This window comes from Streptomyces sp. P3 (genome assembly GCF_003032475.1).
Taxonomy (GTDB): Bacteria; Actinomycetota; Actinomycetes; order Streptomycetales; family Streptomycetaceae; genus Streptomyces.
This window is the reverse complement of sequence record NZ_CP028369.1, coordinates 9,418,745-9,441,116: the sequence shown is the minus strand read 5'-3', so window position 1 is coordinate 9,441,116 and position 22,372 is coordinate 9,418,745. Positions and strand designations below refer to the sequence as shown.

The following is a 22,372-nucleotide window of genomic DNA, read 5'->3' as shown; positions in this document are numbered from 1 at the left end:
CGGGGCGATCGAACATACGATGGGCACAGCCGGCGCGGCCTTCGCCGTGCCGCGACGACCGACGACCCTCTCGGGGTGGGAGACGTATGGCACAGGCCGCCGATTCGGCGCGGACCGTCATCCTGACCGTGGACGACGACCCGGGGGTATCCCGTGCCGTCGCCCGTGACCTGCGGCGCCGTTACGGTGCCGGGTACCGGATCGTGCGCGCCGAGTCCGGGGAGTCCGCGCTGGAGGCGCTGCGGGAGCTGAAGCTGCGCGGCGACCTGGTGGCGGTGATCCTGGCCGACTACCGGATGCCGCAGATGAACGGCATCGAGTTCCTCGAACAGGCCATGGACGTCTATCCGGGCGCCCGGCGCGTGCTGCTGACCGCCTACGCGGACACGAGCGCGGCGATCGACGCGATCAACGTCGTCGACCTCGACCACTACCTGCTCAAGCCGTGGGACCCGCCGGAGGAGAAGCTCTACCCGGTGCTCGACGACCTGCTGGACGCCTGGCGCGCCAGCGACTACCGGCCCGTGCCCGCCACGAAGGTCGTCGGACACCGCTGGTCGGCGCGGTCCTCGCAGGTGCGCGAGTTCCTGGCCCGCAACCAGGTGCCGTACCGCTGGTACTCCGCCGACGAGCCCGAGGGGCAGCGGCTGCTGGCGGCGGCCGGCGAGAACGGGCAGCGCCTCCCGCTGGTGGTCACCGCGCAGGGCACCCCCCTGGTCGAGCCGGACGCGCCGGAGCTGGCCGCGCAGGTGGGGCTGGCGACCACGCCGACGGCCGAGTTCTACGACCTGGTGGTGATCGGCGGCGGCCCGGCCGGACTCGGCGCGGCCGTGTACGGGGCCTCCGAGGGGCTGCGGACGGTGCTCGTGGAACGCTCGGCGACCGGTGGGCAGGCCGGGCAGAGCTCCCGCATCGAGAACTACCTGGGCTTCCCCGACGGGGTGTCCGGAGGCCAGCTCACCGAGCGGGCACGCCGCCAGGCCGCCAAGTTCGGCGCGGAGATCCTCACCGCGCGCGAGGTGACCGGGCTCGAGGTCAACGGGTCAGCGCGGGTGGTGCGCTTCTCGGACGGCTCGGCGGTGGCCGCGCACAGCGTGATCCTCGCGACGGGCGTGTCCTACCGGCAGCTGGCGGCCCCGGGCTGCGACGACCTGACCGGCTGCGGGGTGTTCTACGGGTCCGCGCTCACGGAGGCGGCCGCCTGCCAGGGGCACGACGTGTACATCGTGGGCGGCGCCAACTCGGCCGGGCAGGCGGCGATGTACCTGTCGCGGGGCGCCAAGTCCGTGACGCTGCTGGTGCGCGGGGAGTCCCTCGCGGCGTCGATGTCGCACTACCTGATCCAGCAGATCGAGGAGGCGCCCAACATCTCGGTGCGCGCCGGGACGGTCGTCGAGAGCGCGCACGGGGACGGGCACCTGGAGCAGCTGACGCTGCGGGACGTGACCACCGGGCAGAGCGAACTCGTCGACGCGCAGTGGCTGTTCGTGTTCATCGGCGCGGCCCCCCTGACCGGCTGGCTGGACGGCGCGGTGCTGCGCGACGAGCGCGGGTTCATCCTCGCCGGGCCCGACCTCACACCGGACGGGCGGCCGCCGGCCAACTGGGAGCTGGACCGGCCGCCGTACCACCTGGAGACCAACATCCCCGGCGTGTTCGTGGCGGGCGACGCGCGCGCCGAGTCCGCGAAGCGCGTCGCGTCCGCCGTCGGAGAGGGAGCCATGGCCGTGATGCTCGTCCACCGGTATCTGGAGCAGTCGTGAGCGGGCGGCTGATGCCGTGCAGCCCGGCCGAGATCAGCTCGCTGTTCCTGTTCGAGAAGCTCTCCCCCGACCAGTTGGGACGGCTGTGCGGCGAGGGGCGGGTGGAGAGGTTCGAGCCCGGCCCGGTGTACACCGAGGGTGATCCGGCGACCTGCTTCTACGTGATGCTCGAGGGCTCGGTCGTGATGTACCGGCGGGTCGGCGGGGACGACATCGAGGTCAGCCGCACCTCCCAGCGCGGGGTCTACGCCGGGGCCATGCAGGCCTACCTGGGCGACCGGGTGCCGCAGGTCTACCAGAACTCGATGCGGGTGACCGAGCCGACCCGGTTCTTCGTGCTGCCCGCCGAGTCGTTCTCGGCGGTCATGCAGGAGTGGTTCCCGATGGCGGCCCACCTGCTGGAGGGACTGTTCTTCGGTTCGAAGAACACCCAGCGGGCCGTCGGCCAGCGCGAACGGCTGCTGGCGCTGGGCTCGCTGTCGGCCGGTCTCACGCACGAGCTGAACAACCCGGCGGCGGCGGCCGTGCGGGCCACCGCCACGCTGCGCGAACGGGTGGCGAAGATGCGGCACAAGCTGGCCGTGATCGCCTCCGGCGGCTACGAGCCGGCGGCGCTGACCCGGCTGATCGAGATACAGGAGCGCACCGCCGAACTGGTCGCCAAGGCACCGATGTTGAGCCCGCTGGAGGCCTCCGACCGGGAGGACGCGCTCACCGACTGGCTGGACGACCACGACATCACGGAGGGCTGGCGGATCGCTCCGACCTTCGTACAGGCCGGACTCGACGTGGACTGGCTGGAGCAGGTCGCGGACGCCGTGGACGAGGACATCCTGCCGGGTGCGATCGGATGGCTCAACTACACCGTCGAGACCGAGCTGTTGATGGACGAGATAGACGACTCGACCAACCGCATCTCCCATCTCGTCGACGCCGCCAAGCAGTACTCGCAGCTCGACCGCGCCCCCTACCGGGTCGTCGACGTGCACGAACTCCTCGACAGCACCCTGCTGATGCTCGGCGGCAAGATCGGCCGGCGCATCCAGGTCGTCAAGGACTACGACCGCACGCTGCCGAAGATCCCCGCCTACCCGGCCGAGCTCAACCAGGTGTGGACCAACCTCGTCGACAACGCCGTGTTCGCCGTCGACAGCGCCGGCGGCGACGGCACGTTGACGGTGCGGACCGCGCGGGAGGGCGACCGGCTGCTGGTGGAGTTCCGTGACACCGGCCCCGGTATCCCGCCGGACATCCGGGGCCGCATCTTCGACCCGTTCTTCACCACCAAGCCGGTGGGCGAGGGCACCGGTCTGGGCCTGGACATCTCGTGGCGGATCGTCGTCAACAAGCACCACGGCAGCCTGCACGTCGAGTCCGTTCCGGGCGACACCCGCTTCCAGGTCCTGCTGCCGCTGACCGCCCCCGCCGCCGACGACCCCGAGACCCCCGAGGAGCCCGTATGACCGACGTGAACGGCATCGACCCGAGCGTCCCGCCCAGCGGCGACGGCTGCGTCGACTGCGACGCCGCGGGCGGCTGGTGGTTCCACCTGAGGCGCTGCGCGAGCTGCGGGCACGTGGGCTGCTGCGACTCCTCCCCCGCCCAGCACGCCACCGCCCACTACAAGACGACCGGGCATCCCCTGGTCCGCAGCTTCGAGCCCGGCGAGGAGTGGTTCTGGGACTACTCCAGCGACGAGCTCTACGAGTCGGGGCCGGAACTGGCCCCGCCGGTCAGCCACCCCGTGGACCAGCCGACGCCGGGACCCGCCGGGCGGGTGCCGCAGGACTGGGCGCGATCGCTGCACCGCTGACCCCGCCGGGTCCTCGCTCCCGGCCTCCGTGCTCGGGCCCGGCCGCGGCCTCCGTGCTCGGGCCCGGCCGCGGCGACCGCCAGATCGGCGAGGAGCCGTTCATCATGGGCGAGACGGCCGGCGTGCTCGTCTCCACCGTCCTCGCCGAGTTCGGTGCGGCGAGCCGCACGGAGGCCGTGGCGATCGCCCACCGCGAGGGGCTGCTGGAACCGGCGGCCGGCGCGCCGGACCGGGCCTCGCGCACACGCGGTGAGTTGACCCGCACGGCGACACCGGGTGAGGGTGCGAGGACACGAAGAGCCAAGGCGCGGTCCCGTCTCCTGTCCGCGCCGGAAGGGTGACCGCCTTGATCGGCATTTCCGACATCGAAGCCGCCGCCGCACGGATCGCCGGACATGTCGTCCGCACCCCGACCGTGCCGAGCCCCGGCCTGTCGGCCCTGCTCGGCGTCCCGGTGACGACGAAACTCGAACTCCTCCAGCGCACCGGCTCGTTCAAGGCGCGGGGCGCGACGGCGAAGCTGCTGTCGCTGAGCGAGGCCGAGCGGGCCGCCGGGGTGGTCGCCGTGAGCGGCGGGAACCACGGCGTCGCGCTCGCGGTGATGGCCGCCGCCCTGGACGTGAAGGCCACGGTGGTGATGCCGCGCTCCGCGCCCGCGCGCTCCGTGGAGACCGCGGAGGCGGCCGGCGCCTCGGTGCGGCTGACCGACGGTATGGACACCGCGTTCGCGCTGGTGGAACGGTTGCGCGACGAAGGACTCACACTGGTGCACCCGTTCGACGATCCACTGGTCGTCGCCGGACAGGGCACCGTCGGTCTGGAGCTCGCCGCGGACGCCGACGAGCTCACCGACGTGCTGGTCAGCATCGGGGGCGGCGGACTGATCGCGGGCGTCGCAGCGGCGCTGCGGGCGCGCCGCCCGCAGGTGCGGATCTGGGGCGTGGAGACGGAGGGCGCGCAGGCGATGTCGCAGGCGCTGACGGCGGGCGGACCGGTGCCGGTGGCACTGTCGTCGATCGTCACCACTCTGAGCGCGCCCAGCGTCTCGCAGTTGACGTACGACCATGTCCACGCGCTGGTCACCGAGGTGCTGGTGGTCTCCGACCGGGAGGCCGTGCGGGGGTCGGTGGAGTTCGCCGAGCACGCGAAGGTGTGGACCGAGCCGGCGGCCGGCTGTCTGCTGCCCGCGGCCCGGCGGGTCGTCGAGCGGGTGGGCGACGGGGCACGGCTGGGACTGGTGGTCTGCGGGGGCAACGTGACGACTGCCGACATGAGGGATTGGACGGACGGGTTCGGGGTGCGCTGAATCGATTCCCCGGTGAAGGCGAAAACCCGGCCGAGGGGTCGCCGAACAGAATGGACCGCGCCCCGGAAGGTCGATTTCCGGACGCCCGAGGAGACGCGCCCGTCCTGTTTACCGCGGGTTACACCCGCAGGAGGGGACGGGTGCGACCCGGGCCGATGTCCGCCAATTCCCTTTTCTCGCACACCTACTCGACCCGCGGCGAAGCCCTTTCTTGAATGAAGGACAGGAATCGGGCCGACTTGCCGGTCCCGTTGAACGGACCCCCTCGCGCCGGTCGTACCACTGGGAAAGGTGAGTGACAGCGGTTTCGACGAGGGATGACCATGGTCAAGACGCACGTCTCCACGCACGAGTGGGTCGCCGGGAGGTACCGGCTGCTCGACGTCGTCCACCGGGAGACGAACCGCGTCAGCTGGTACGGCGAATACGTCGAGGAGACCGGGGCCGCCCGCCCCTGCCTGGTCACCAGGATCGGTCTGCCCCCTGAACAGGGCGAGGAGAAGGCGCGGCAGGCCGCCGACCGGGTGCTGCGCATGTCGGAGACGATGGCCCGGCTGTGCCCGGGCCGGATCGCCTCGGTCGTCGACGCCCTGGAGGAGGAGGGGTCCCTGTGGACCGTCACCGAATGGATCGACGGCCTCCCGCTGGGCCAGCTCCTCGCACAGAAGGGCGCGTTCAGCCCGGGAAGGGCCGCGGCGATCGGGCTGCAACTGCTCGACGTGCTCGAGGCCGCGCACGGTGAGGGCGTCACCCACGGCGAGCTGAGCCCCGGCCAGATCTTCGTGCGGAGCCAGGGTCCCCTCGTCCTCACCGGGTTCGGGCTGGCCGGCGCGACCCTGGCGCCGCGCGTGGCGGCCCCGTCGTACGCCTCGCCCGAACAGGCCCGCGACGAACGGATCGGCCCGGCCGCGGACCTGTGGGCGCTGGGCGCCCTCCTCTACACGATGGTCGAGGGACGGCCTCCGTACCGGGACCGGGACCGGCCCGAGGCCACCTTGAAGGGCGTGGACAGGCTGCCCCTGCGCACCCCGCTGCGCGCCGGTCCCCTCACCCCGATCGTGCAGGGACTGCTGCGCAAGGACTCCCGGGAGCGGCTGACCCGCACCGTGGTGCGCCAGTCCCTCACCCGGCTGCTGGAGGACGACCCGCACGCCGCCGTGCCCGCTCCCCCGTTGCGCCGCGTCCGCGCCGCCGCGCGCCGCGTCGGCCCGCAGTGGAGCGGCCGGGCGATGGCGGCCGGGACCGCGCTGGCCGTCGTCACGGTGGCGCTCGCCGCCCTCGCCGTGGCCCAGGGCCTGCCCGACGGCGACGACACGGCGGCGGGCGACGCCCGGCCGTCCGCCTCCGCCACGGGGCCGGGCGAGGACGCCGGCGACAGAGTCTCCGCCACGCCGGACCCGACCCCCACACCGACCTCCGCTCCCAGCACGCCGGACGCTCCCTCCCCGAGCGCGCCCCCGCGCACCTCGCCCCCGCCGCCCGCCGACGCCCTCCCGGACGGCTTCCGGGTCTACCGCGCCGACGAGGGCTTCTCGGTGGCCCTGCCCAAGGGGTGGCAGCGGCTGGACACCGCCCGCTCCCCCGACGGGGCCTATCGCGTCACCTTCGGCGCGAAGGGCGACCCGCGCACCCTCGCGGTCACCTACAGCAGGAAAGCCGGACCCGACCCGGTCGCCGTCTGGCGCGACGACGTCGAACCCAACCTGAGGCGCACCGCGGGTTTCCGGCGGATCGGCGAGATCAGGGCCACGACGTACCAGGGGTTCAAGGGCGCGGACATGGAGTGGCTCGCCGACGGCGCCGACGGGCAGGAACGCACCTTCGGCCGCGGATTCCTGCTCGGCGGGCACCGCAGTTTCTCGCTCCGCTGGACGACGCCCGCCGCGGACTGGAACACGGCCGCCGACCGGCAGGCCCTCGACACGTTCCTCAGGACCTTCCGGCCGGGCTCCGCCGCCTGACGGCCGGGCTCCGCCGCCCGCCCGGCGACATCGACAACGGGGCCCCGGGGGAGGGGCGCCGGCGCCCTTCCCGGTCGCCGTGGGCCTGTTTCCCCCCGCGGCGGCAGGGGACCCGGGGCTCATGGTGCGAATCGGATACACGATGATGACCGAGCAGGCCGGCCCCCGTGACCTGGTCGACCACGTGGTGCGGGCCGAGGAGGCGGGCTTCGACTTCTCGGTGACGTCGGACCACTCCTTCCCGTGGCTGCGCTCGCAGGGACACGCGCCGTACGCCTGGAGCGTGCTCGGGGCGGCCGCCCAGGCCACCTCGCGCATTCCGCTGATGACGTACGTGACGTGTCCGACCTTCCGCTACCACCCTGCGGTGGTGGCGCAGAAGGCGGCGACGATGCAGTTGCTGTCCGAAGGACGCTTCCGGCTGGGGCTCGGCTCGGGCGAGAACCTCAACGAGCATGTGGTGGGCGGCGGGTGGCCGCCGGTGGACGTCCGGCACGAGATGCTCGAGGAGGCCGTGGAGATCATCCGTGCGCTCTTCGAGGGCGGGCACGTCACCCGGCACGGCGCCCACTTCGACGTGGACTCGGCCCGGCTGTGGGACCTCCCCGACGAGCCGCCGCCGATCGGGCTCGCCGTCTCCGGCGACCGCTCGTGCGCGCTCGCGGGACGGCTGGCCGACCTGGTGATCGCCACCGAGCCCGAGCAGGGACTGCTCGAGGCGTTCGACCGGCACGGCGGTGCGGGCAAGCCGCGCGTCGGCCAGCTCCCCGTGTCGTACGACGGCGACCGGGAGACGGCCGTGCAGCGGGCCCACGCCCAGTTCCGCTGGTTCGGCAGCGGCTGGAAGGTGAACTCCGAACTGCCGCATCCGGACTCCTTCGAGGCGGCCACCCGGTTCGTGACGCCCGACGACGTCGCCGCCTCGATTCCCTGCGGCGACGACCCGGAGGACTTCGTCGAGGCCGTACGCCCCTACGTCGAGGCCGGGTTCACGGAGGTCGCCCTGGTGCAGATCGGCGGGGACACCCAGCCTGCCTACCTGGACTGGTCCGAGAAGACCCTGCTGCCCGCGCTGCGCGGCGCCTTCGGGTGACCGGCCGCCGGACGGACCCCGCCGCGGGTCTGTCCGGGCGGGGCCGGGGAGCGCGTATAGGCTGCCGTTCCGGACATCCGCGGTGCCGATCCCGCGGCCGGCAGCCTGTGGAGGAGAGCCACCCGTGACCCTGGCGATCGACCTGCCCGAGACAACCGTCGAGGCGTCCCCCGAGACGTCCCCCGCGCCCCTGTCCGACCTCGTGGCGCGCGACGCCCGCGAGTTCGGCGTCTACGCGCGGACCGGCGGGTGGGCCTTCGGCCTGCTGGTGGCGCGCAGTGTCCGGCCGGGCGGGCAGAGCGCGGACGAGACGCCGAAGGTGTCGGCGAAGGAGTTCGCCGGGCTGGCCGGCTGTTCCCCCGAGCGCGTTCTGCGGTTCTACAAGGCGTGGGACCGGGCCGCGGACGACGGTCTCGTCCCGCACTTCGAGGAGCTGGCGCCCGGCCAGGAGGTCGAGCTGCCGGACGCCGAGGTCTGGCTGACGTACTACGTCTCGCGCTCCAGCGCCACGTCCGAGCGTGGGACCGCGATCGCGGAGGCCGCCGCGGCCGAGGGCATCCGGCCGACGAAGGCGCTGGAGGTCGCGGAGAACCCCACCGCCCTGCGGGCCGCGATCCTCGCCGACCCCTCGACCGCCCGCGCGGCCCGTGCCGCCCTCCTGGACCGTGTCAGGGAGGACCCGGAGCTGCAGCACGAGCTGGCCCGTGACGTCGTGCGCACCGACGACCTGAAGAAGGCCGTGGCCTCCGAGAGCCGCTCGGCCGACCGCATCGGTTATGTGCGCCAGATCGCCGAGTCCGGGCGGATCAGGACGCCCGCCGGACAGACCCTCGACGCGCCCGCCGAGCTGCGGCAGGAGGCCGAGCGGCACCTCTCGCTGCTCGACGAGCTGGACGACGGCGAGGACAGCGGCGAGTGGGCGAACGACGCCTACGACACCATGAAGAACCTGGTCGTGGAGACCGTCGAGGCCGACCCCGGACTGCGTGTCCAGGAGCGGCGCACGAAGTTCTACAGCAGCCTCCAGCGGGCGACCAGGGTCTTCGAGGAGCTGACCTTCGACGACGTCGACCCTCAGGAGTTCTACGAGGACGACATGGTCCAGCAGCTGGAGGAGCTCCAGCAGGCGATCGGCAGCTGCATCACCGCGCTGCGCGGCGCACGCGGCGCCGCCCCCGAGGCGGGTGGTCCGGCTCAGTCCGTGGTGTAGTGGCTGCGGGTCCACAGGGGCAGCACGAACCAGCACAGCCCGTACCACGCGACCACGGCCGCGACCAGCCACGGCACGAACGCGTCGTGGGTGGCCACCCGCAGGATCAGCAGCAGCGAGGAGGTCATGGTGGCGAGCAGCAGAAGCAGGCCGACCAGGGTCAGCCTGGACGCCACCTGCACCGCCTGCGGCTTGACCCGCCGCCCGGAGACCAGGCGGTGCAGGGACACCGGACCGATGAGGGCGCCGGTCGCACAGGCGCCGAGGACCACGGTCACGATGTAGATGACCTGGTCGATGTCCCGCAGGTCCGCGTAGCGCGGCGTGAACACGACGGTCAGCAGGAAGCCGAAGAGGATCTGCACACCCGTCTGGGCCACGCGGATCTCCTGGATGAGCTCCCCCCACATCCGGTCGGCTCTCTCCTCCTCGGTCTCGTTCCGCCCCGTGCGCCCCTCGGAGCTCGTCGCCGTGTCCGTCACCTTCGTCGTCCTCCCGGTTCGTGTGGTCCCTCGACCGCCTCCTCACCGCGAGTACCCCGGGAGCGCCGGTTCTTGCCGCCCGGCGCCGGGTCCGTCTACCAGCGGCCCTCGACCTGCTCCTTGATCCGCCGGTCGTAGAGGTCGCGCACGGCCGCGAGGGTGGCGTCGGAGAGCTCCGGGAGCCGGGCGGCGGCCGCGTTGGCGCGGGCCTGCTCGGGCGAGCGGGCGCCCGGGATCACCGTGGTCACGCCGGGCTGCTGGACGATCCAGCGCAGCGCCAGCTGGGCCGGGGTGTATCCCTCGGGGGCGAGGGCCGCGAACTCGACGGCAGCCTCGACGCCGGTGGCGTAGTCGACGCCGGAGAAGGTCTCCCCCTGGTCGAAGGCCTCACCGTGCCGGTTGTAGGCACGGTGGTCGTTCTCGGGGAACACGGTGTCCGCGGTGTACTTCCCGGAGAGCAGTCCGGAGGCGAGCGGGACCCGGGCGATGATGCCGACGCCGGCCTCCCGGGCCGCCGGGAGCACCTCGGTCAGGGGCTTGAGACGGAACGGGTTGAGGATGATCTGGACGCTCGCCACGCCCGGCCGGGCGATCGCGGTGAGCGCCTCGGCGCAGGTCTCCACGCTGACCCCGTAGTGCGCGATGCGCTCCTCCTCGACGAGGGTGTCGAGAGCGTCGAACACCTCGTCGCTGGAGTAGACGGGAGTCGGCGGACAGTGCAGCTGCACGAGGTCGACGCGGTCGACGCCGAGGTTGCGGCGGGAGCGGTCGTTCCAGGCGCGGAAGTTGTCCAGGACGTAGTTCTCGGGGATCTGGTCGACGCGGCGGCCCATCTTCGTGGCGACCAGCACATGCAGGTCGGGCCGGCCGCTCAGGAAGGCGGCGATGGTCTGCTCGCTGCGTCCGTCGCCGTACACGTCGGCCGTGTCGAAGAAGGTGACTCCCGACTCGGCCGCCGCTTCGAGGACCGTCAGGGCTTCCTTGTCGTCGACGTCGCCCCAGTCGGCCCCCAGCTGCCAGGTGCCGAGACCGACGACGGACGCGTGCTGACCGGACCTGACGAATTCGCGCTCTTCCATGCCGTCAGTGTGTCATCCGTCGTGTCATCCGTCGCAGCCCGCCGCGGAACGCGGCCCTCCGTCGTCGGGGCCGCCGTCGAGGTGGGTCACCCACGGATCGCTCCGGCGTGACGGAGCTCGCGGGAGGCTACCCGCCGGAGGCCGGCGTCCGGGCGTGCGTGCCGCGCGCCAGCTTCGGACCCAGCCAGCGCTTGAGGCGGCGCAGCGCCTCGAGGCGTCCGGCCGCCCTGTCGAGGCGGTAGTACAGCTGGGGCGGGACATAGGGGAGCAGGGGCGAGTGGCGCTGTCCGAGCAGCGCGAACATCTGCTCCGGGGGGTAGTGGATGTAGCGGGTGAGGTTCTCGTACCACTGGGCGCTGTAGCGGGCCGCGCTCTGCTGGGACAGCAGCGCGGACTTGCGTACGCGTTCGTAGCGGCCGAGGGCCTGCGAAAGGTCCGCGCTCTCGCCCAGCGCCTCGGCGAGGGCGATGGCGTCCTGAAGGGCGAGGGTGGTGCCGGCGCCGATCGAGTAGTGGGTGGTGTGCGCGGCGTCGCCCAGGAGGACGAGGTTGCCGCGGTGCCAGCTGCGGTTGACGAGGGTGCGGAAGGTCAGCCACTGGGCGCTGCCGCCGGCGCCGGTGGCGCGGCCGACGAGGGGGTGGCCGTCGAGGATGTGCGCGAAGAGCTTCTCCAGGTCGGCGAGGCCGTCGGCCTCCCTCGCCCGGTCCAGGCCGAGCCCGGCCAGGGTCTCGGGGGCGCACTCGATCACGCAGGTGCTCCGCTCGTCGCTGAAGGGGTAGCCGTAGCACCAGATCCAGCCGTGCGCGGTCTCCACGAAGGCGAAGGTGAAGGAGTCGAAGACCTTGGTCGTGCCCAGCCAGACGTAGGAGTTGCGGCCTTCGGTGAGCTGGGCGCCGAAGTCGTCGGCGTGGTGGGTGCGCAGCGCGCTGTGGACGCCGTCGCCCGCCACCACGAGGTCTGCGTCCGGCAGGTTCGCCGCGGTGATCTCGCTCTCGAACTCCAGCCGTACACCGAGCGCGTGGGCCCGGTCCGCGAGGATCTCCAGCAACCGGTGGCGGCCGATGCCGTGCCCCTCGTCGCCTGGCTGACGGGTGATCAGGTCCCGTACGTGCGCGACGCCCGCGTTCCAGCGGACGGAGCTCTCCTCGATCGCGCGCGCCGACTCGGGGTCGCGGGCACGGAGTTCGTCGAGGAGACCCTGCCAGTACGTGACGCCCCAGCCGTAGGTCGAGCCCTCCGGGTTGCGCTCGTGGACGGTGATGTCGTGGGACGGGTCCTGCCGCTTGAGCAGGATCGAGAGATACAGGCCGGCGGGCCCGCCGCCGACACAGGCGACCTTCACGCGCACCCCTTGGAGCTACCAGACGTGTTTGATTGACGACGCAGGGTAGCAGCGGGGACGGCACCCCCGGGGACGCCCCACCTGCCCGATCACGCCACTTTCCGCACGTGAGCCACGCCACCGACGACGCGGCGACCCGAGAAAGATCACCGGAAGCGGTGGTCCAGACGGAAAGGAATTGCCCGTTCCGCCGCACGGCGGCCGCACCCACGGCCAAGATCATCTTTGTTCAAGATTGCACGACATGTAAGTGAATGTCCGGATCGGAGCCAACCACTCGCGGGCGATTTCCCGGCCCGGTGGCCCGGCCGATAGGCATGCGGGGTCGTCAACCTCTCGCACTCCTGGAGATCCCGCATGCAGCAACTCAGCCGTCGTCGCGCCCTCGGCGCGGTCGCCGCCGGCGCCGCGCTCGCCGCCGTCCCCGCCGCCCGTGCCGCCCACGCCGCCGACGGCGGGCACGAGGCGCACGACTCCCCCGAGGCCTTCGACGAGGTCTACAAGGGCCGTCGGATACAGGGCCGGAGCCGGACCGGCGGCGGCCATCACCACGGCGGTGGCTACGCCGTGTACGTCGACGGTGTCGAACTGCACGTGATGCGCAACGCCGACGGCTCCTGGATCAGCGTGGTCAGTCACTACGACCCGGTGTCCACACCGCGGGCCGCGGCCCGGGCCGCGGTCGACGAGCTGCAGGGCGCCCGGCTCGTCCCGTTCCCGGCCGGCTGACCCGCCGACCGCCCCGCCCTTCCGCACCCTTGGAGCACCGCACATGACCGTCCGCAAGAACCAGGCCGCCCTGACCGCCGACGAGAAGCGGCGGTTCGTCGCCGCCGTCCTCGAGCTCAAGCGCACCGGCCGCTACGACGCCTTCGTCACCACGCACAACGCGTTCATCCTGGGTGACACCGACGACGGCGAGCGCACCGGCCACCGTTCGCCCTCCTTCCTGCCGTGGCACCGCAGATTCCTGCTGGAGTTCGAGCGGGCGCTGCAGTCGGTGGACGCCTCGGTGGCGCTGCCGTACTGGGACTGGTCCGCCGACCGTTCGCCCCGTTCCTCACTGTGGTCGCCGGACTTCCTCGGCGGCACCGGGCGCAGCAGGGACGGCCAGGTGATGGACGGTCCGTTCGCCGCTGCGGCGGGCAAATGGCCGATCAACGTCCGGGTGGACGGCCGCACCTATCTGCGCCGCTCGCTGGGGACGGGCGTCCGCGAGCTGCCGACCCGGGCCGAGGTCGAGTCGGTGCTCGCGATGGCGACGTACGACATGGCTCCCTGGAACAGCGCCTCCGACGGCTTCCGCAACCACCTCGAGGGCTGGCGCGGCGTGAACCTGCACAACCGGGTCCATGTGTGGGTCGGCGGGCAGATGTCGACCGGGGTCTCCCCCAACGACCCGGTGTTCTGGCTGCACCACGCCTACATCGACAAGCTGTGGGCCCGGTGGCAGCGCCGGCACCCCGATTCCGGGTACGTCCCGGGCGGCGGGACGCCGAACGTCGTCGACCTGCACGAGACGATGCGGCCCTGGAACGACACCACCCCGGCGGAGCTTCTCGACCACACCGCCCACTACACCTTCGACGCCGACTGACCGCTCCGGCTGATCGCACCGGCCTGTTTGCCGCCGCGCCGACGGGTACCCGCCAGGGGCAGCACCGACAGGATGAACCCCCGACTACACAGGAGGAGACGACCGTGTCGCAGGTCGAGGAATCCATCGAGGTCGACGTGCCCGTGCACACGGCCTACAACCAGTGGACGCAGTTCGAGAGCTTCCCCGAGTTCATGGGCGGCGTGCAGCGCGTCGAGCAGCGCACCGACACGCTCACGCACTGGGTGACCAGTGTCGACGGCGTGCACCGGGAGTTCGACGCGGAGATCACCGAGCAGATCCCGGACGAACGGGTCGCCTGGACCACGGTCTCGGGCGAGGCCAGGCAGGCCGGGGTGGTGACCTTCCACCGGCTCGACGACGCCCACACCAAGGTGATGCTCCAGATGGAGTTCCAGCCGGAGGGCGTCGCCGAGAACGTCGGCGACAAGCTGGGCTTCGTGAAGCGCCGGACCAAGGGAGACCTGGAGCGCTTCAAGACGTTCATCGAGGAGCGCGGCCTGGAGACCGGGGGCTGGCGCGGCACGGTGGTGTGACCGCCACCGGCCCGGCGCCGCCGATCAGCCCGCGTCGGCGGCCGCCGTCCGGCACTCCGGGTGCCCCCAGCCCTGGTCGTTCTTGGCGATCTGCTCGCCGGCCGCGTAGGGGCGGCCGCACAGGCAGCGGCCGGGAAACTTGGCGCTGATCGTGCGGGTCGACGAACCGCCGCTCCGCCGGGGCGACTTGCCCCCGGCGGAGCGGCTCTGCTTGGAGGCGGGCCGCGCCTTCGGGGTGTCCGGCGAGGCCGGCGGCTCGGGCGAGCCCTGGGCGCTGCCGGCCGGCTGCTGGACGACCGCCGCCTGGCTGGCCGCGCGGTCCGCGAAATCGTTCAGCGGGTCGCCGTCCACCTGGTGAGCCGGCACGTAACGGAAGTCGACGGAGCGGCCCGCGAGCAGCTCGTCGATGCGGACGACCAGCTCCTGATTGGCCACCGGCTTGCCGCCGGACGTCTTCCAGCCGTTGCGTTTCCAGCCGGGCAGCCATGTGGTGACGGCCTTCATCGCGTACTGCGAGTCCATCCGGACCTCGAGCGGGACGGCCGGGTCGGTCGCCGCCAACAGGCGTTCCAGCGCGGTGAGTTCGGCGACGTTGTTGGTGGCCCTGCCGAGCGGGCCGGCCTCCCAGCGGGCCGGCGCCTCCGCGTCGTCCGCGACCACCCATGCCCAGGCCGCCGGTCCCGGGTTCCCCTTCGAAGCCCCGTCGCACGCGGCCACCAGTCGTTCACGCATGCGCCCGATCATGCCATGACCCGCCCGGGGCCCCGCCACGCCGCCCGGCCGGACCGGGCCGGCACGCCGCTCGGCCGGACCGGGTCAGACGTCCGTGGTCCGCGGCATCTCACCGGCCGTGGTCGTCACGTCGATCACCGAGAAGTTCGCTCCCTGCGGGTCGCTGATCGCCGCGAACCGTCCGAACGGGGTGTCCATCGGGCCGAAGCGCAGGGTGCCGCCGTTCTTGGTCGCCCGCGCCACGGCCTCGTCGCAGTCGTCGACGGTGAAGTAGACGTTGACGTACGAGGGCACCTCGGGCGGGAACTCCTCCGTCATCCGCATGCGGCCCAGCACCGTGTCGCCGCCGATCTCGAACATCCGGAAGTCGACCGCGTCGTCCTGCATCTGCTTCGCCGTGTACGGGAACACGGCCGGGAGGAAGACGTCCGTCCGCTCCGGTTCGCGGGTGAAGACCTCGGCCCAGCAGTACGCGCCGGGCTGCTCGGGCGGGGCCTCGAAGCCCTCGTGGGCGCCGGCCTGCCACACGCCGAACACCGCGCCGCCCGGCTCGCGTCCCAGGCACATCGTGCCGAAGTCGCCCACCTGCATGGGCTCCATCAGCACCTCGCCGCCGTTCTCACGGATCCTGGCGGCGGTCGCGGCGGCGTCCTCGGAGGCCAGGTACAGACACCACTGCGACTGGCCCTCCTGGCCCGGCATCGGCGGGACCACCGCGGCGACCGCCTTCCCGTCGGCGTAGGCCTGCGTGTAGTTCCCGTACTCCGACGACGCGTCCCCGAAGGTCCAGCCGAGGACCTCGGCGTAGAAGTGCTTGGCTGCCTCCACGTCGCGGAACATCGCGTCGGCCCAGCACGGGGTTCCCTCTGGTCGTACGGTCATGACGGCGGCCCTCCCGGTGAGATGGATTGTCCGGTTCCTCACGCTAGCCACCCCGCGTTCGCCTCGCGCGCCGAACACCCGGTTCCCCCTGCACGGCACAGCGTGGCCCACGAGCAGCGGTGGCCGGCCCGGCTTGCGCCGCTGCCGCTGGTGGCCGCGCCGAACCGCCGGCCCGGGGCGGCCCGGGTCAGGGGTGCACGTACCCCCGGTCGCTCCACCACCACCGGTCGGCCGCGATCCGGTGGCCGGCGCGGTCGAGCGGGCGGTCTCCGGCGGCGGGGCCGGGCGTGTGCGTCGCCGCCCTGCGAGGCCTCCCGTCGCAGGACGCACCGCCGCGCCTCCGGGGCGTTCGGCCGGCCGAGTGGGGCGCGCCCACCCGGGGGCCCTCACCCGGCTGGCCGGAGAGATCGACACCGCCGCGGCCCGCACCGTGTGGGACGAGACGCCGCGTGCTCCGCACCGCACGCAGGCGCCCGTCCGGGCCCACGGGGCCTCCCGCCCGGCAACGTCCTGGTCGAGGACGGGCGGCTCACCGCGGTGATCGACCTCGGCCGTGTGGGGGCGGGCGCCCCGGCCGTCGACCTGATCGTCGCCGTCGCCCGGAACCTGCCGCCGCGCCCGCGCGCGGCGTCTTCCGCCAGGCGTCGGCGCGGACCACACCGATCGGGCGCGCGACCGGGGCCGGGCGCTGTCGATCTCCCTGATCCGGCTGCCGTACTACCGGGCGACCACTGTGCCGCCGGTCGCGAAGTCCCCGCATGCGATCAGGGAGATCCCGGCCGGACCCGGTCCGCGGGCGCCCCGCGAGAGGTGGCTACGCGCCGTCGTAGGCCTTCTTCAGAGCGGCGACGTCGAGCTTGCCCATCGCGTACATCGCCTTGGTGGTGCGGGTGGCCTTCTCGGGGTCGGGGTCGCTGATCATCTCGATCAGTCCGTCGGGGATGACCTGCCAGGACACGCCGTACCTGTCCTTCAGCCAGCCGCAGGGGCCGGGCTCGCCGCCGTTCTCGGTGAGCTTGGTCCAGTAGTGGTCGACCTCGGCCTGGTCCGCGCAGTAGATCTGGAAGGAGATCGCCTCGCTGAAGGTGAACTGCGGGCCCCCGTTGATGCCGACGAACTTCTGCCCGTTGGCGGTGAACTCCACCGCGAGCACCGATCCGGCCGGGCCGGGGCCGGCCTCGTTGTAGCGTCCGACGGCGCCGATACTGGAGTTCTTGAAGACCGAGACGTAGAAATGGGCGGCTTCCTCGGCCCGGCCATCGAACCAGAGACACGTGGTGAATCCGTCGGTGGTCATGAGCACCTCCTGGGTGGGAACGCGGTCGCCAGTATCGACTCCCGCCCGAGCGGAAACTCATCGCTCGGCGCGTGTCTCCCGCCCGGCGCGTGTCTCCCGCCCGGCCCGCGTCTCCCGCTCTGCCGGTGTCTCCGCTCTGCCCTCGGCGGATCTGCCACGGGCAGAGAACCGGCGTGCGGGCGTCCGCCCCGGTCAAGAGTGGGGTCGACGGCATCACACCACGACGAGGAGACCCGATGACTCCACTCACCACGCTCGCTCCCCGCGCCGCGGAGGGCGACACCGCGCCCTCCCGCTTCGACGACCAGCTCGCCGCCCAACTGCTCGGCCAGCGCATCGTGCTGCTGGGCACCCAGGTCGACGAGGTGTCCGCGAACCGGGTCTGCGCGCAACTGCTCATCCTGTCGGCGGAGGATCCTCGCACCGACATCGCCCTGTACATCAACAGCCCCGGCGGATCGGTGCACGCCGGGCTCGCCATCTACGACACGATGCGGCTGATCCCCAACGACGTGTCGACCCTCGCGATGGGATTCGCGGCCAGCATGGGCCAGTTCCTGCTCAGCGTGGGCGCCGCCGGCAAGCGGTACGCGCTGCCGAACGCGCGCGTCATGATGCACCAGCCGTCGGCCGGGATCGGCGGCACCACGGCGGACATCGAGATCCAGGCGGAGAACCTGGAGCACACCAAGCGGACCATCGAGCGGATCACCGCCGAGCACACCGGCCAGTCCCCGCAGACCATCTCGCGGGACGGCGACCGCGACCGCTGGTTCACGGCCGAGGAGGCCAGGGAGTACGGGATGGTGGACCGGGTCGTGGAGTCCCTCGCGGACGTCCGCCCGGCCGCGCAGAAGCGACGGATGGGGCTGTGACATGGGGACCTACACGATTCCGAACGTCATCGAGCGGACCCCGCAGGGCGAGCGGTCCTACGACGTGTTCAGCCGGCTGCTGTCCGAGCGGATCATCTTCCTCGGCACCGAGATCGACGACGGCGTCGCCAACGTCGTGATCGCACAGCTCCTGCATCTGGAGGCGGCGTCCCCGGAGAGCGAGATCTCGATCTACCTCAACTCCCCCGGCGGCTCGTTCACCTCGCTCATGGCGATCTACGACACGATGACGTTCGTCCGGGCGCCCATCTCCACGCTCTGCGTCGGGCAGGCCGCGTCGACGGCGGCCGTGCTGCTGGCGGGCGGCGATCCCGGCCGGCGGCTCGTCCTGGAGCACGCGCGCGTGCTGCTCGGGCAGCCGGCCAGCGGCGGCCGGCAGGGCACGGTCTCCGATCTCGCCCTGCAGGCAAAGGAGATGGTCCGCATCCGCGCCCAGGTGGAGGAGGTGCTGGCCCGGCACACCGGCCACGACATCACCGCCCTGCGCGCGGACATGGACCGCGACAAGGTGTTCACCGCGCAGGAGGCGGTCGCGTACGGCCTGGCCGACGAGGTGCTGAGCCGGCGTCCCCTGACGGTGTGAGACGCCGGTCCGCGCGGCTCGTCAGGCGGCCAGGCAGAGCCCGTCGTACCCGGAGGCGGTCGTCGCCCGGCTCCGCACGGGGCGCCGGCCGGCGTGCCGGACCAGCTCTCCCTGGGCCCGCGACAGCAGGTCCGCGAGGCTCAGACCGAGTGCCTGGGCGGCGGCCGCGAGCACCTCCGAGGAGGCCTCCTTGCGGCCCCGCTCCACCTCCGAGAGATACGGCATGGAGATGCGCGCCTCGTCGGCGACGTCCTTGAGCGTGCGCTCCTGCGCCCGGCGTTCACGGCGCAGCACGTCTCCGACGAGGTCGCGCAACAGGGGTTCCCGCGGCGTCGGTCGGGAGACGGTCCCGGGCGGCGCGGCGGGCACCGGGACGGGGACGGGGACGGCAGGGGCGGTACCCGGGCGCTCGGCGGACGGGCGCAGCGGGATCACGCGGGCTCGGTTCGGCGTCTGGTTGCTCACCTTCCCAGCCTAGGAGAGCGGGCCGCCGCGGGAAGAGGGGGTGCGTTGCGCCCTGGGTGGAATCGGCGGCCCCCGTCGGCCACGGCGACGCGGAGCCCGCCGCCGCGGCCGGCCCGGGCACGCATGGGCCGTCCGTGAGCGGGTACTCGCCCTCCGAGCGGCGCCGCACACCGGTGCCCGCTCACGGAACGAGCACGACGCACGCCGAACCGTGACGGGGCGGGCACGGTGACCGAGTACCGCGACCTTCGAGGGAGAGGCCATGCAGACCGCCGCTGTCCGGTCGGGGGCCGGGATCGTCGACCACGCCGCCGGGTCCGGACCGCACGACGCACCGCTGCCCGGCGTCGAGTCGCCGCGGAGCGTGGCTCCCCGCGACGCGCGCGAGCTGTCCCGCCAGTTCTTCCGGCGGCTGGCCGTTCTCGAGGAGGGCACGCCCGAGTACCAGTACGCGCGCAACACCCTCATCGAGATGAACATGTCCCTGGTCCGTTTCGCGGCGGGCCGGTTCCGCGGTCGCGGGGACGAGATGGAGGACATCGTCCAGACCGGGATGATCGGCCTGATCAAGGCCATCGACCGGTTCGAGGTCGCGCGCGAGGTCGAGTTCACGTCGTTCGCCCTGCCGTACATCGTCGGCGAGATCAAGCGCTTCTTCCGGGACACGACGTGGGCGGTGCACGTTCCGCGGCGGCTCCAGGAGCTGCGCGTCGAGTTGGCGAAGGCCCGCGACGAGCTGTCCAGCCGGCTGGACCGGGAACCGACGGTGGCGGAGCTGGCCACGCTGATGAACCTCCCGCCGAAGCAGGTGGTAGAGGCGCAGATCGCCTCCAACGGCTACAACTCCTCCTCGCTCGACGCGGCGATCACCGGCGACGGCTCCGGGCAGGGCGAGTCGGTCCTCGCGGACTTCATCGGCATGGAGGAGAACCGGCTGGGACTCGTCGACGACTTCCACTCGCTCGCCCCGCTCATGGCGGAGCTCAGCGAGCGTGACCGGCGGATCATCCACCTGCGGTTCGTGGAGGAGGCCACCCAGGCGGAGATCGGCGAGCGGCTCGGCTGCTCCCAGATGCACGTGTCCCGCCTCATCAAGCGCATCATCGGCCGGCTGCGCCAGGGCATGCTGGGCGAGCTGGGCTGTGCCTGACCTGTCCGGCCGGCCCCCTGCCGGCCCCTGCACCTGCCCCCTGAGCTAACGGGCCGGCGGTCCGAAGCTGAGCACGGCGCGGACCCGCTTGCCGACCGGTACGCGCTCCGCGGTGACCTGCGCCGCCACCGCGTGCACGATCTCCAGGCCGTGCCGGCCGACCCGCTCGGGGTCCTTGGGGTAGCGCATGGGCAGGGCGTCGCTGCTGTCGTAGACGCTCACGGTGACCGAGGCCTCGGTGCCCTCCAGCTCCAGGATGTAGGGCCCGTTGCTGTGCCGGTCGGCATTGGTGACCAGTTCGCTGACCACCAGCATCACGTCACCGCACACGCGGTCGCCCACCGTGGCGCACCACTCGGTCCTGAGCTGGTCGACGAAGTGCGCGGCGAAGGCACGGGCCTCGGCTATGCAGCCGGGGTCGCCCGTGTAGTGCGCCGCGCGCCGTAGCGGTTCCACGGGTACGTCGAAACCAGTGGGTATCACTGCCCCGTCCAGATGCTCGATCATGCAGTTCTCTCTTGGAGGCCGGACTGGCCGGACGCTGCTGTGCACCAGTGCTCGTACCCCGTGCCGCGCCGTGCAGTCCCCGTCATTCCTGACCTGTTCAGGCTACGGCCATGCGGTACCTCACACAGCGGGCGGCCCCGGACCGGACCGGCCTCGAGCGAGACGAACGGTTCGTCGCGGCCGGCGCCGGCGTCTATTGGGGCAGCGAGGACAGCGAGCTGCCGGGCGCGCTCGACAGGCCGGACAGCGAGTTCGACGACGAGGGCGGCTCCGGCGCCTGGGACGACGGCGGCGAGGACGGCGGCTCGGAACTCGGCGGCTCGGAGGACGGCGGCTTCGAGCTCGGGGGTTCGGAGGACGGCGGCTTCGAGGACGGCGCCTCGGTGGACGAGCCGGACGACGGCGGCAGGACGCATCCCGGCGGGCTGGCGCCGGTCGCGTCACCCCTCGCGTCACCGGTCGACGGCGACGCGCACGGCGGGGACGCGGGACTGGTCAGGGAACTCGGCGGGGCGACGATGATGGACGGCGTCGTGTGCGCCGGCGGGTGCGTGGGCCGGTCCTTGTGTCCGTCGTCGCCCGGCCGCCGGGCGAACCAGTGGTGCGAGTCGTCGGGGTCGTAGAGCACGAAGACCTTGACCACGGTCGTCGAGGGCATGACCGTGACGGTGGTCGCGGGGCTGTACGCGGGCCACGAACGGCCCGTCCGCCGGTACCCGCTCTGCTGGGCGACGGGCGGGGTCAGCGGGTTGCCACAGGCGCAGCGCACCCGGGGCACGCCGTGCCTGTCGACCAGGACGGCCGTCCCGGCCTGCAGAACGGCCTGGTAGGAGGTGGCGGCGCCGTCGCGGTACCCGTGGTTGGTGACCCGGGTGTCCAGGCGCAGCTGCACCGAGGTGAGCGAACGCAGGTAGGCGGGGACGCCGGACGGGTCGATCCCCGCCACCGAGGCGAACGCCTTGTTCTTGTCGGGCGCCTGCTGGAGGGCCTTGATCTGCTGCTCCACGTCGCAGCTCGCGACATTGCGGGTGCCGCCGTACAGGCCGGGCTCGCCGCCGCGGACGGCGGGCACCGTCTTCCCGGCCGGGGTGGAGCCAGAGGGGGCGACCGTGGCGGGCGGGACGGACGTCTTCGTCGTGGAGGTCGTGGTCACGGGGTCCGGGCCGACGTCGCCGGCCGGCTGCATGAACACCTCGCCGGCCTGGTCGGACTTGCCGCCGCCGGGCAGGGTCAGCACGAGGGCGAGGGCGGTGGCGGCCACGACGGCGAGGGCGATCAGCGCGAGCCGGGGCGCGGACCTCCACCACGGGCGACCTGGCGGCCCGTCGCCCGCTCCGAGGTCGGCGCCGGGCGGCTGGGAGGGCGGCCCCTGGGGCGGCTGCGCCGAACCCGCGGACAGCGGACCCGAGGGCGGGCCGGTCGGCCGCCCGGAGGGTTCGGTGGGCGGTTCCGAGGGACGGCCGGACGACGGCGGTTCGACGCTCACGAGCACTCCCGACGAGGGGTCCCCCGCGGCACGCGGTCCGACGGAGCCGAGGCGATCGGCGGTGACGGCAGGACCGCGCGCCTGCGGGACGTGCGACCGGCGCAACCGGAATCACCCGACCTGCGCCGCTTTTTCCACAATGACCATTGTGTGCTCCGGTCTGGCGTCGCC

General features: G+C 72.6%; 23 protein-coding genes. 14 read left to right on the top strand and 9 right to left on the bottom strand.

The features are described 5' to 3' along the window. The first annotated feature begins 86 nt into the window (after window positions 1-86). The 8 genes from C6376_RS41860 to C6376_RS41825 all read left to right on the top strand — a co-directional run bounded on the left by C6376_RS41860 (window position 87) and on the right by C6376_RS41825 (window position 9,146). Window positions 87-1,763: an FAD-dependent oxidoreductase gene (locus tag C6376_RS41860; RefSeq protein ID WP_107448404.1), complete on the top strand. Its 1,677-nt coding sequence runs from the start codon at window positions 87-89 to the stop codon at window positions 1,761-1,763. Next, window positions 1,760-3,226 (top strand): ATP-binding protein, encoded by a 1,467-nt coding sequence (locus tag C6376_RS41855; RefSeq protein ID WP_107448403.1) that lies wholly within the window; start codon window positions 1,760-1,762, stop codon window positions 3,224-3,226. The genes C6376_RS41860 and C6376_RS41855 overlap by 4 nt, the downstream gene beginning before the upstream one ends. Beyond that, the gene (locus C6376_RS41850) at window positions 3,223-3,576 is read left to right on the top strand and encodes a UBP-type zinc finger domain-containing protein (RefSeq protein ID WP_107448402.1); all 354 of its coding nucleotides are present in this window, start codon (window positions 3,223-3,225) and stop codon (window positions 3,574-3,576) included. The genes C6376_RS41855 and C6376_RS41850 overlap by 4 nt, the downstream gene beginning before the upstream one ends. Before the next feature lie 104 nt (window positions 3,577-3,680). Then, complete coding sequence (locus C6376_RS41845) at window positions 3,681-3,917, top strand: hypothetical protein (protein ID WP_159083461.1); 237 nt, start codon at window positions 3,681-3,683, stop codon at window positions 3,915-3,917. Between the two features lie 5 nt (window positions 3,918-3,922). Continuing rightward, window positions 3,923-4,882, top strand: a complete 960-nt coding sequence (locus C6376_RS41840) for a threonine/serine dehydratase (RefSeq protein WP_107449485.1) — start codon at window positions 3,923-3,925, stop codon at window positions 4,880-4,882. Window positions 4,883-5,199: 317 nt separating this feature from the next. Continuing rightward, on the top strand, window positions 5,200-6,843 hold the full coding sequence (locus C6376_RS41835; protein ID WP_107448400.1) for a serine/threonine-protein kinase: 1,644 nt from the start codon (window positions 5,200-5,202) through the stop codon (window positions 6,841-6,843). Window positions 6,844-6,964: 121 nt separating this feature from the next. Then, window positions 6,965-7,936: an LLM class F420-dependent oxidoreductase gene (locus C6376_RS41830; RefSeq protein ID WP_107448399.1), complete on the top strand. Its 972-nt coding sequence runs from the start codon at window positions 6,965-6,967 to the stop codon at window positions 7,934-7,936. A gap of 124 nt (window positions 7,937-8,060) precedes the next feature. Continuing rightward, window positions 8,061-9,146, top strand: a complete 1,086-nt coding sequence (locus tag C6376_RS41825) for a hypothetical protein (RefSeq protein ID WP_254076292.1) — start codon at window positions 8,061-8,063, stop codon at window positions 9,144-9,146. On the opposite strand, the gene C6376_RS41820 is transcribed toward C6376_RS41825, so the two are convergent. The 3 genes from C6376_RS41820 to C6376_RS41810 all read right to left on the bottom strand — a co-directional run bounded on the left by C6376_RS41820 (window position 9,131) and on the right by C6376_RS41810 (window position 12,055). After that, the gene (locus tag C6376_RS41820) at window positions 9,131-9,556 is read right to left on the bottom strand and encodes a DUF6328 family protein (RefSeq protein WP_107449483.1); all 426 of its coding nucleotides are present in this window, start codon (window positions 9,554-9,556) and stop codon (window positions 9,131-9,133) included. The genes C6376_RS41825 and C6376_RS41820 overlap by 16 nt on opposite strands. A gap of 167 nt (window positions 9,557-9,723) precedes the next feature. Beyond that, on the bottom strand, window positions 9,724-10,707 hold the full coding sequence (locus C6376_RS41815) for an aldo/keto reductase (protein ID WP_107448398.1): 984 nt from the start codon (window positions 10,705-10,707) through the stop codon (window positions 9,724-9,726). 127 nt (window positions 10,708-10,834) lie between these two features. After that, on the bottom strand, window positions 10,835-12,055 hold the full coding sequence (locus C6376_RS41810; RefSeq protein WP_107448397.1) for an FAD-dependent monooxygenase: 1,221 nt from the start codon (window positions 12,053-12,055) through the stop codon (window positions 10,835-10,837). Between the two features lie 351 nt (window positions 12,056-12,406). On the opposite strand from C6376_RS41810, the gene C6376_RS41805 reads away from it, so the two are divergent. The 3 genes from C6376_RS41805 to C6376_RS41795 all read left to right on the top strand — a co-directional run bounded on the left by C6376_RS41805 (window position 12,407) and on the right by C6376_RS41795 (window position 14,203). Beyond that, window positions 12,407-12,778, top strand: coding sequence for a tyrosinase cofactor (locus tag C6376_RS41805; RefSeq protein ID WP_107448396.1), 372 nt, complete (start codon window positions 12,407-12,409; stop codon window positions 12,776-12,778). A 43-nt stretch (window positions 12,779-12,821) separates the two neighbouring features. Then, entirely contained in the window at window positions 12,822-13,646 is an 825-nt protein-coding gene (locus C6376_RS41800) for a tyrosinase family protein (protein WP_107448395.1), read from the top strand. A 104-nt stretch (window positions 13,647-13,750) separates the two neighbouring features. After that, window positions 13,751-14,203, top strand: a complete 453-nt coding sequence (locus C6376_RS41795; RefSeq protein WP_107448394.1) for an SRPBCC family protein — start codon at window positions 13,751-13,753, stop codon at window positions 14,201-14,203. A gap of 24 nt (window positions 14,204-14,227) precedes the next feature. Here C6376_RS41795 and C6376_RS41790 read toward each other — a convergent pair whose 3' ends face one another. From C6376_RS41790 to C6376_RS41780, 3 genes are all read right to left on the bottom strand, one after another. Next, a complete protein-coding gene (locus C6376_RS41790; protein WP_107448393.1) occupies window positions 14,228-14,947 on the bottom strand; it encodes a ribonuclease H in 720 nt (239 codons plus the stop codon). 72 nt (window positions 14,948-15,019) lie between these two features. Beyond that, window positions 15,020-15,817, bottom strand: a complete 798-nt coding sequence (locus tag C6376_RS41785) for a VOC family protein (protein WP_107448392.1) — start codon at window positions 15,815-15,817, stop codon at window positions 15,020-15,022. An 814-nt stretch (window positions 15,818-16,631) separates the two neighbouring features. Beyond that, window positions 16,632-17,114: a VOC family protein gene (locus C6376_RS41780; RefSeq protein ID WP_107448391.1), complete on the bottom strand. Its 483-nt coding sequence runs from the start codon at window positions 17,112-17,114 to the stop codon at window positions 16,632-16,634. Between the two features lie 236 nt (window positions 17,115-17,350). Between C6376_RS41780 and C6376_RS41775 the strand changes: the two genes are divergently transcribed. Together C6376_RS41775 and C6376_RS41770 are read left to right on the top strand one after the other, a co-directional pair. Further along, window positions 17,351-17,989 carry an ATP-dependent Clp protease proteolytic subunit gene (locus C6376_RS41775; protein WP_107448390.1) on the top strand — a complete coding sequence of 213 codons (639 nt, stop codon included), beginning with the start codon at window positions 17,351-17,353 and terminating at the stop codon, window positions 17,987-17,989. Between the two features lies 1 nt (window position 17,990). Then, window positions 17,991-18,593 (top strand): ClpP family protease, encoded by a 603-nt coding sequence (locus C6376_RS41770; RefSeq protein ID WP_107448389.1) that lies wholly within the window; start codon window positions 17,991-17,993, stop codon window positions 18,591-18,593. Window positions 18,594-18,614: 21 nt separating this feature from the next. Here the strand turns inward: C6376_RS41770 and C6376_RS41765 are convergent, their stop codons facing one another. Next, a complete protein-coding gene (locus C6376_RS41765; protein ID WP_107448388.1) occupies window positions 18,615-19,058 on the bottom strand; it encodes a RodZ family helix-turn-helix domain-containing protein in 444 nt (147 codons plus the stop codon). 262 nt (window positions 19,059-19,320) lie between these two features. Here C6376_RS41765 and C6376_RS41760 point away from each other — a divergent pair, with 262 nt between their 5' ends. Continuing rightward, window positions 19,321-20,208 (top strand): RNA polymerase sigma factor SigF, encoded by an 888-nt coding sequence (locus C6376_RS41760; RefSeq protein ID WP_107448387.1) that lies wholly within the window; start codon window positions 19,321-19,323, stop codon window positions 20,206-20,208. Between the two features lie 45 nt (window positions 20,209-20,253). On the opposite strand, the gene C6376_RS41755 is transcribed toward C6376_RS41760, so the two are convergent. Both C6376_RS41755 and C6376_RS41750 read right to left on the bottom strand, forming a co-directional pair. Then, window positions 20,254-20,715, bottom strand: coding sequence for an ATP-binding protein (locus C6376_RS41755; protein ID WP_107448386.1), 462 nt, complete (start codon window positions 20,713-20,715; stop codon window positions 20,254-20,256). A gap of 193 nt (window positions 20,716-20,908) precedes the next feature. After that, window positions 20,909-22,201, bottom strand: coding sequence for a DUF6777 domain-containing protein (locus C6376_RS41750; protein ID WP_173985829.1), 1,293 nt, complete (start codon window positions 22,199-22,201; stop codon window positions 20,909-20,911). Between the last annotated feature and the right edge of the window lie 171 nt (window positions 22,202-22,372).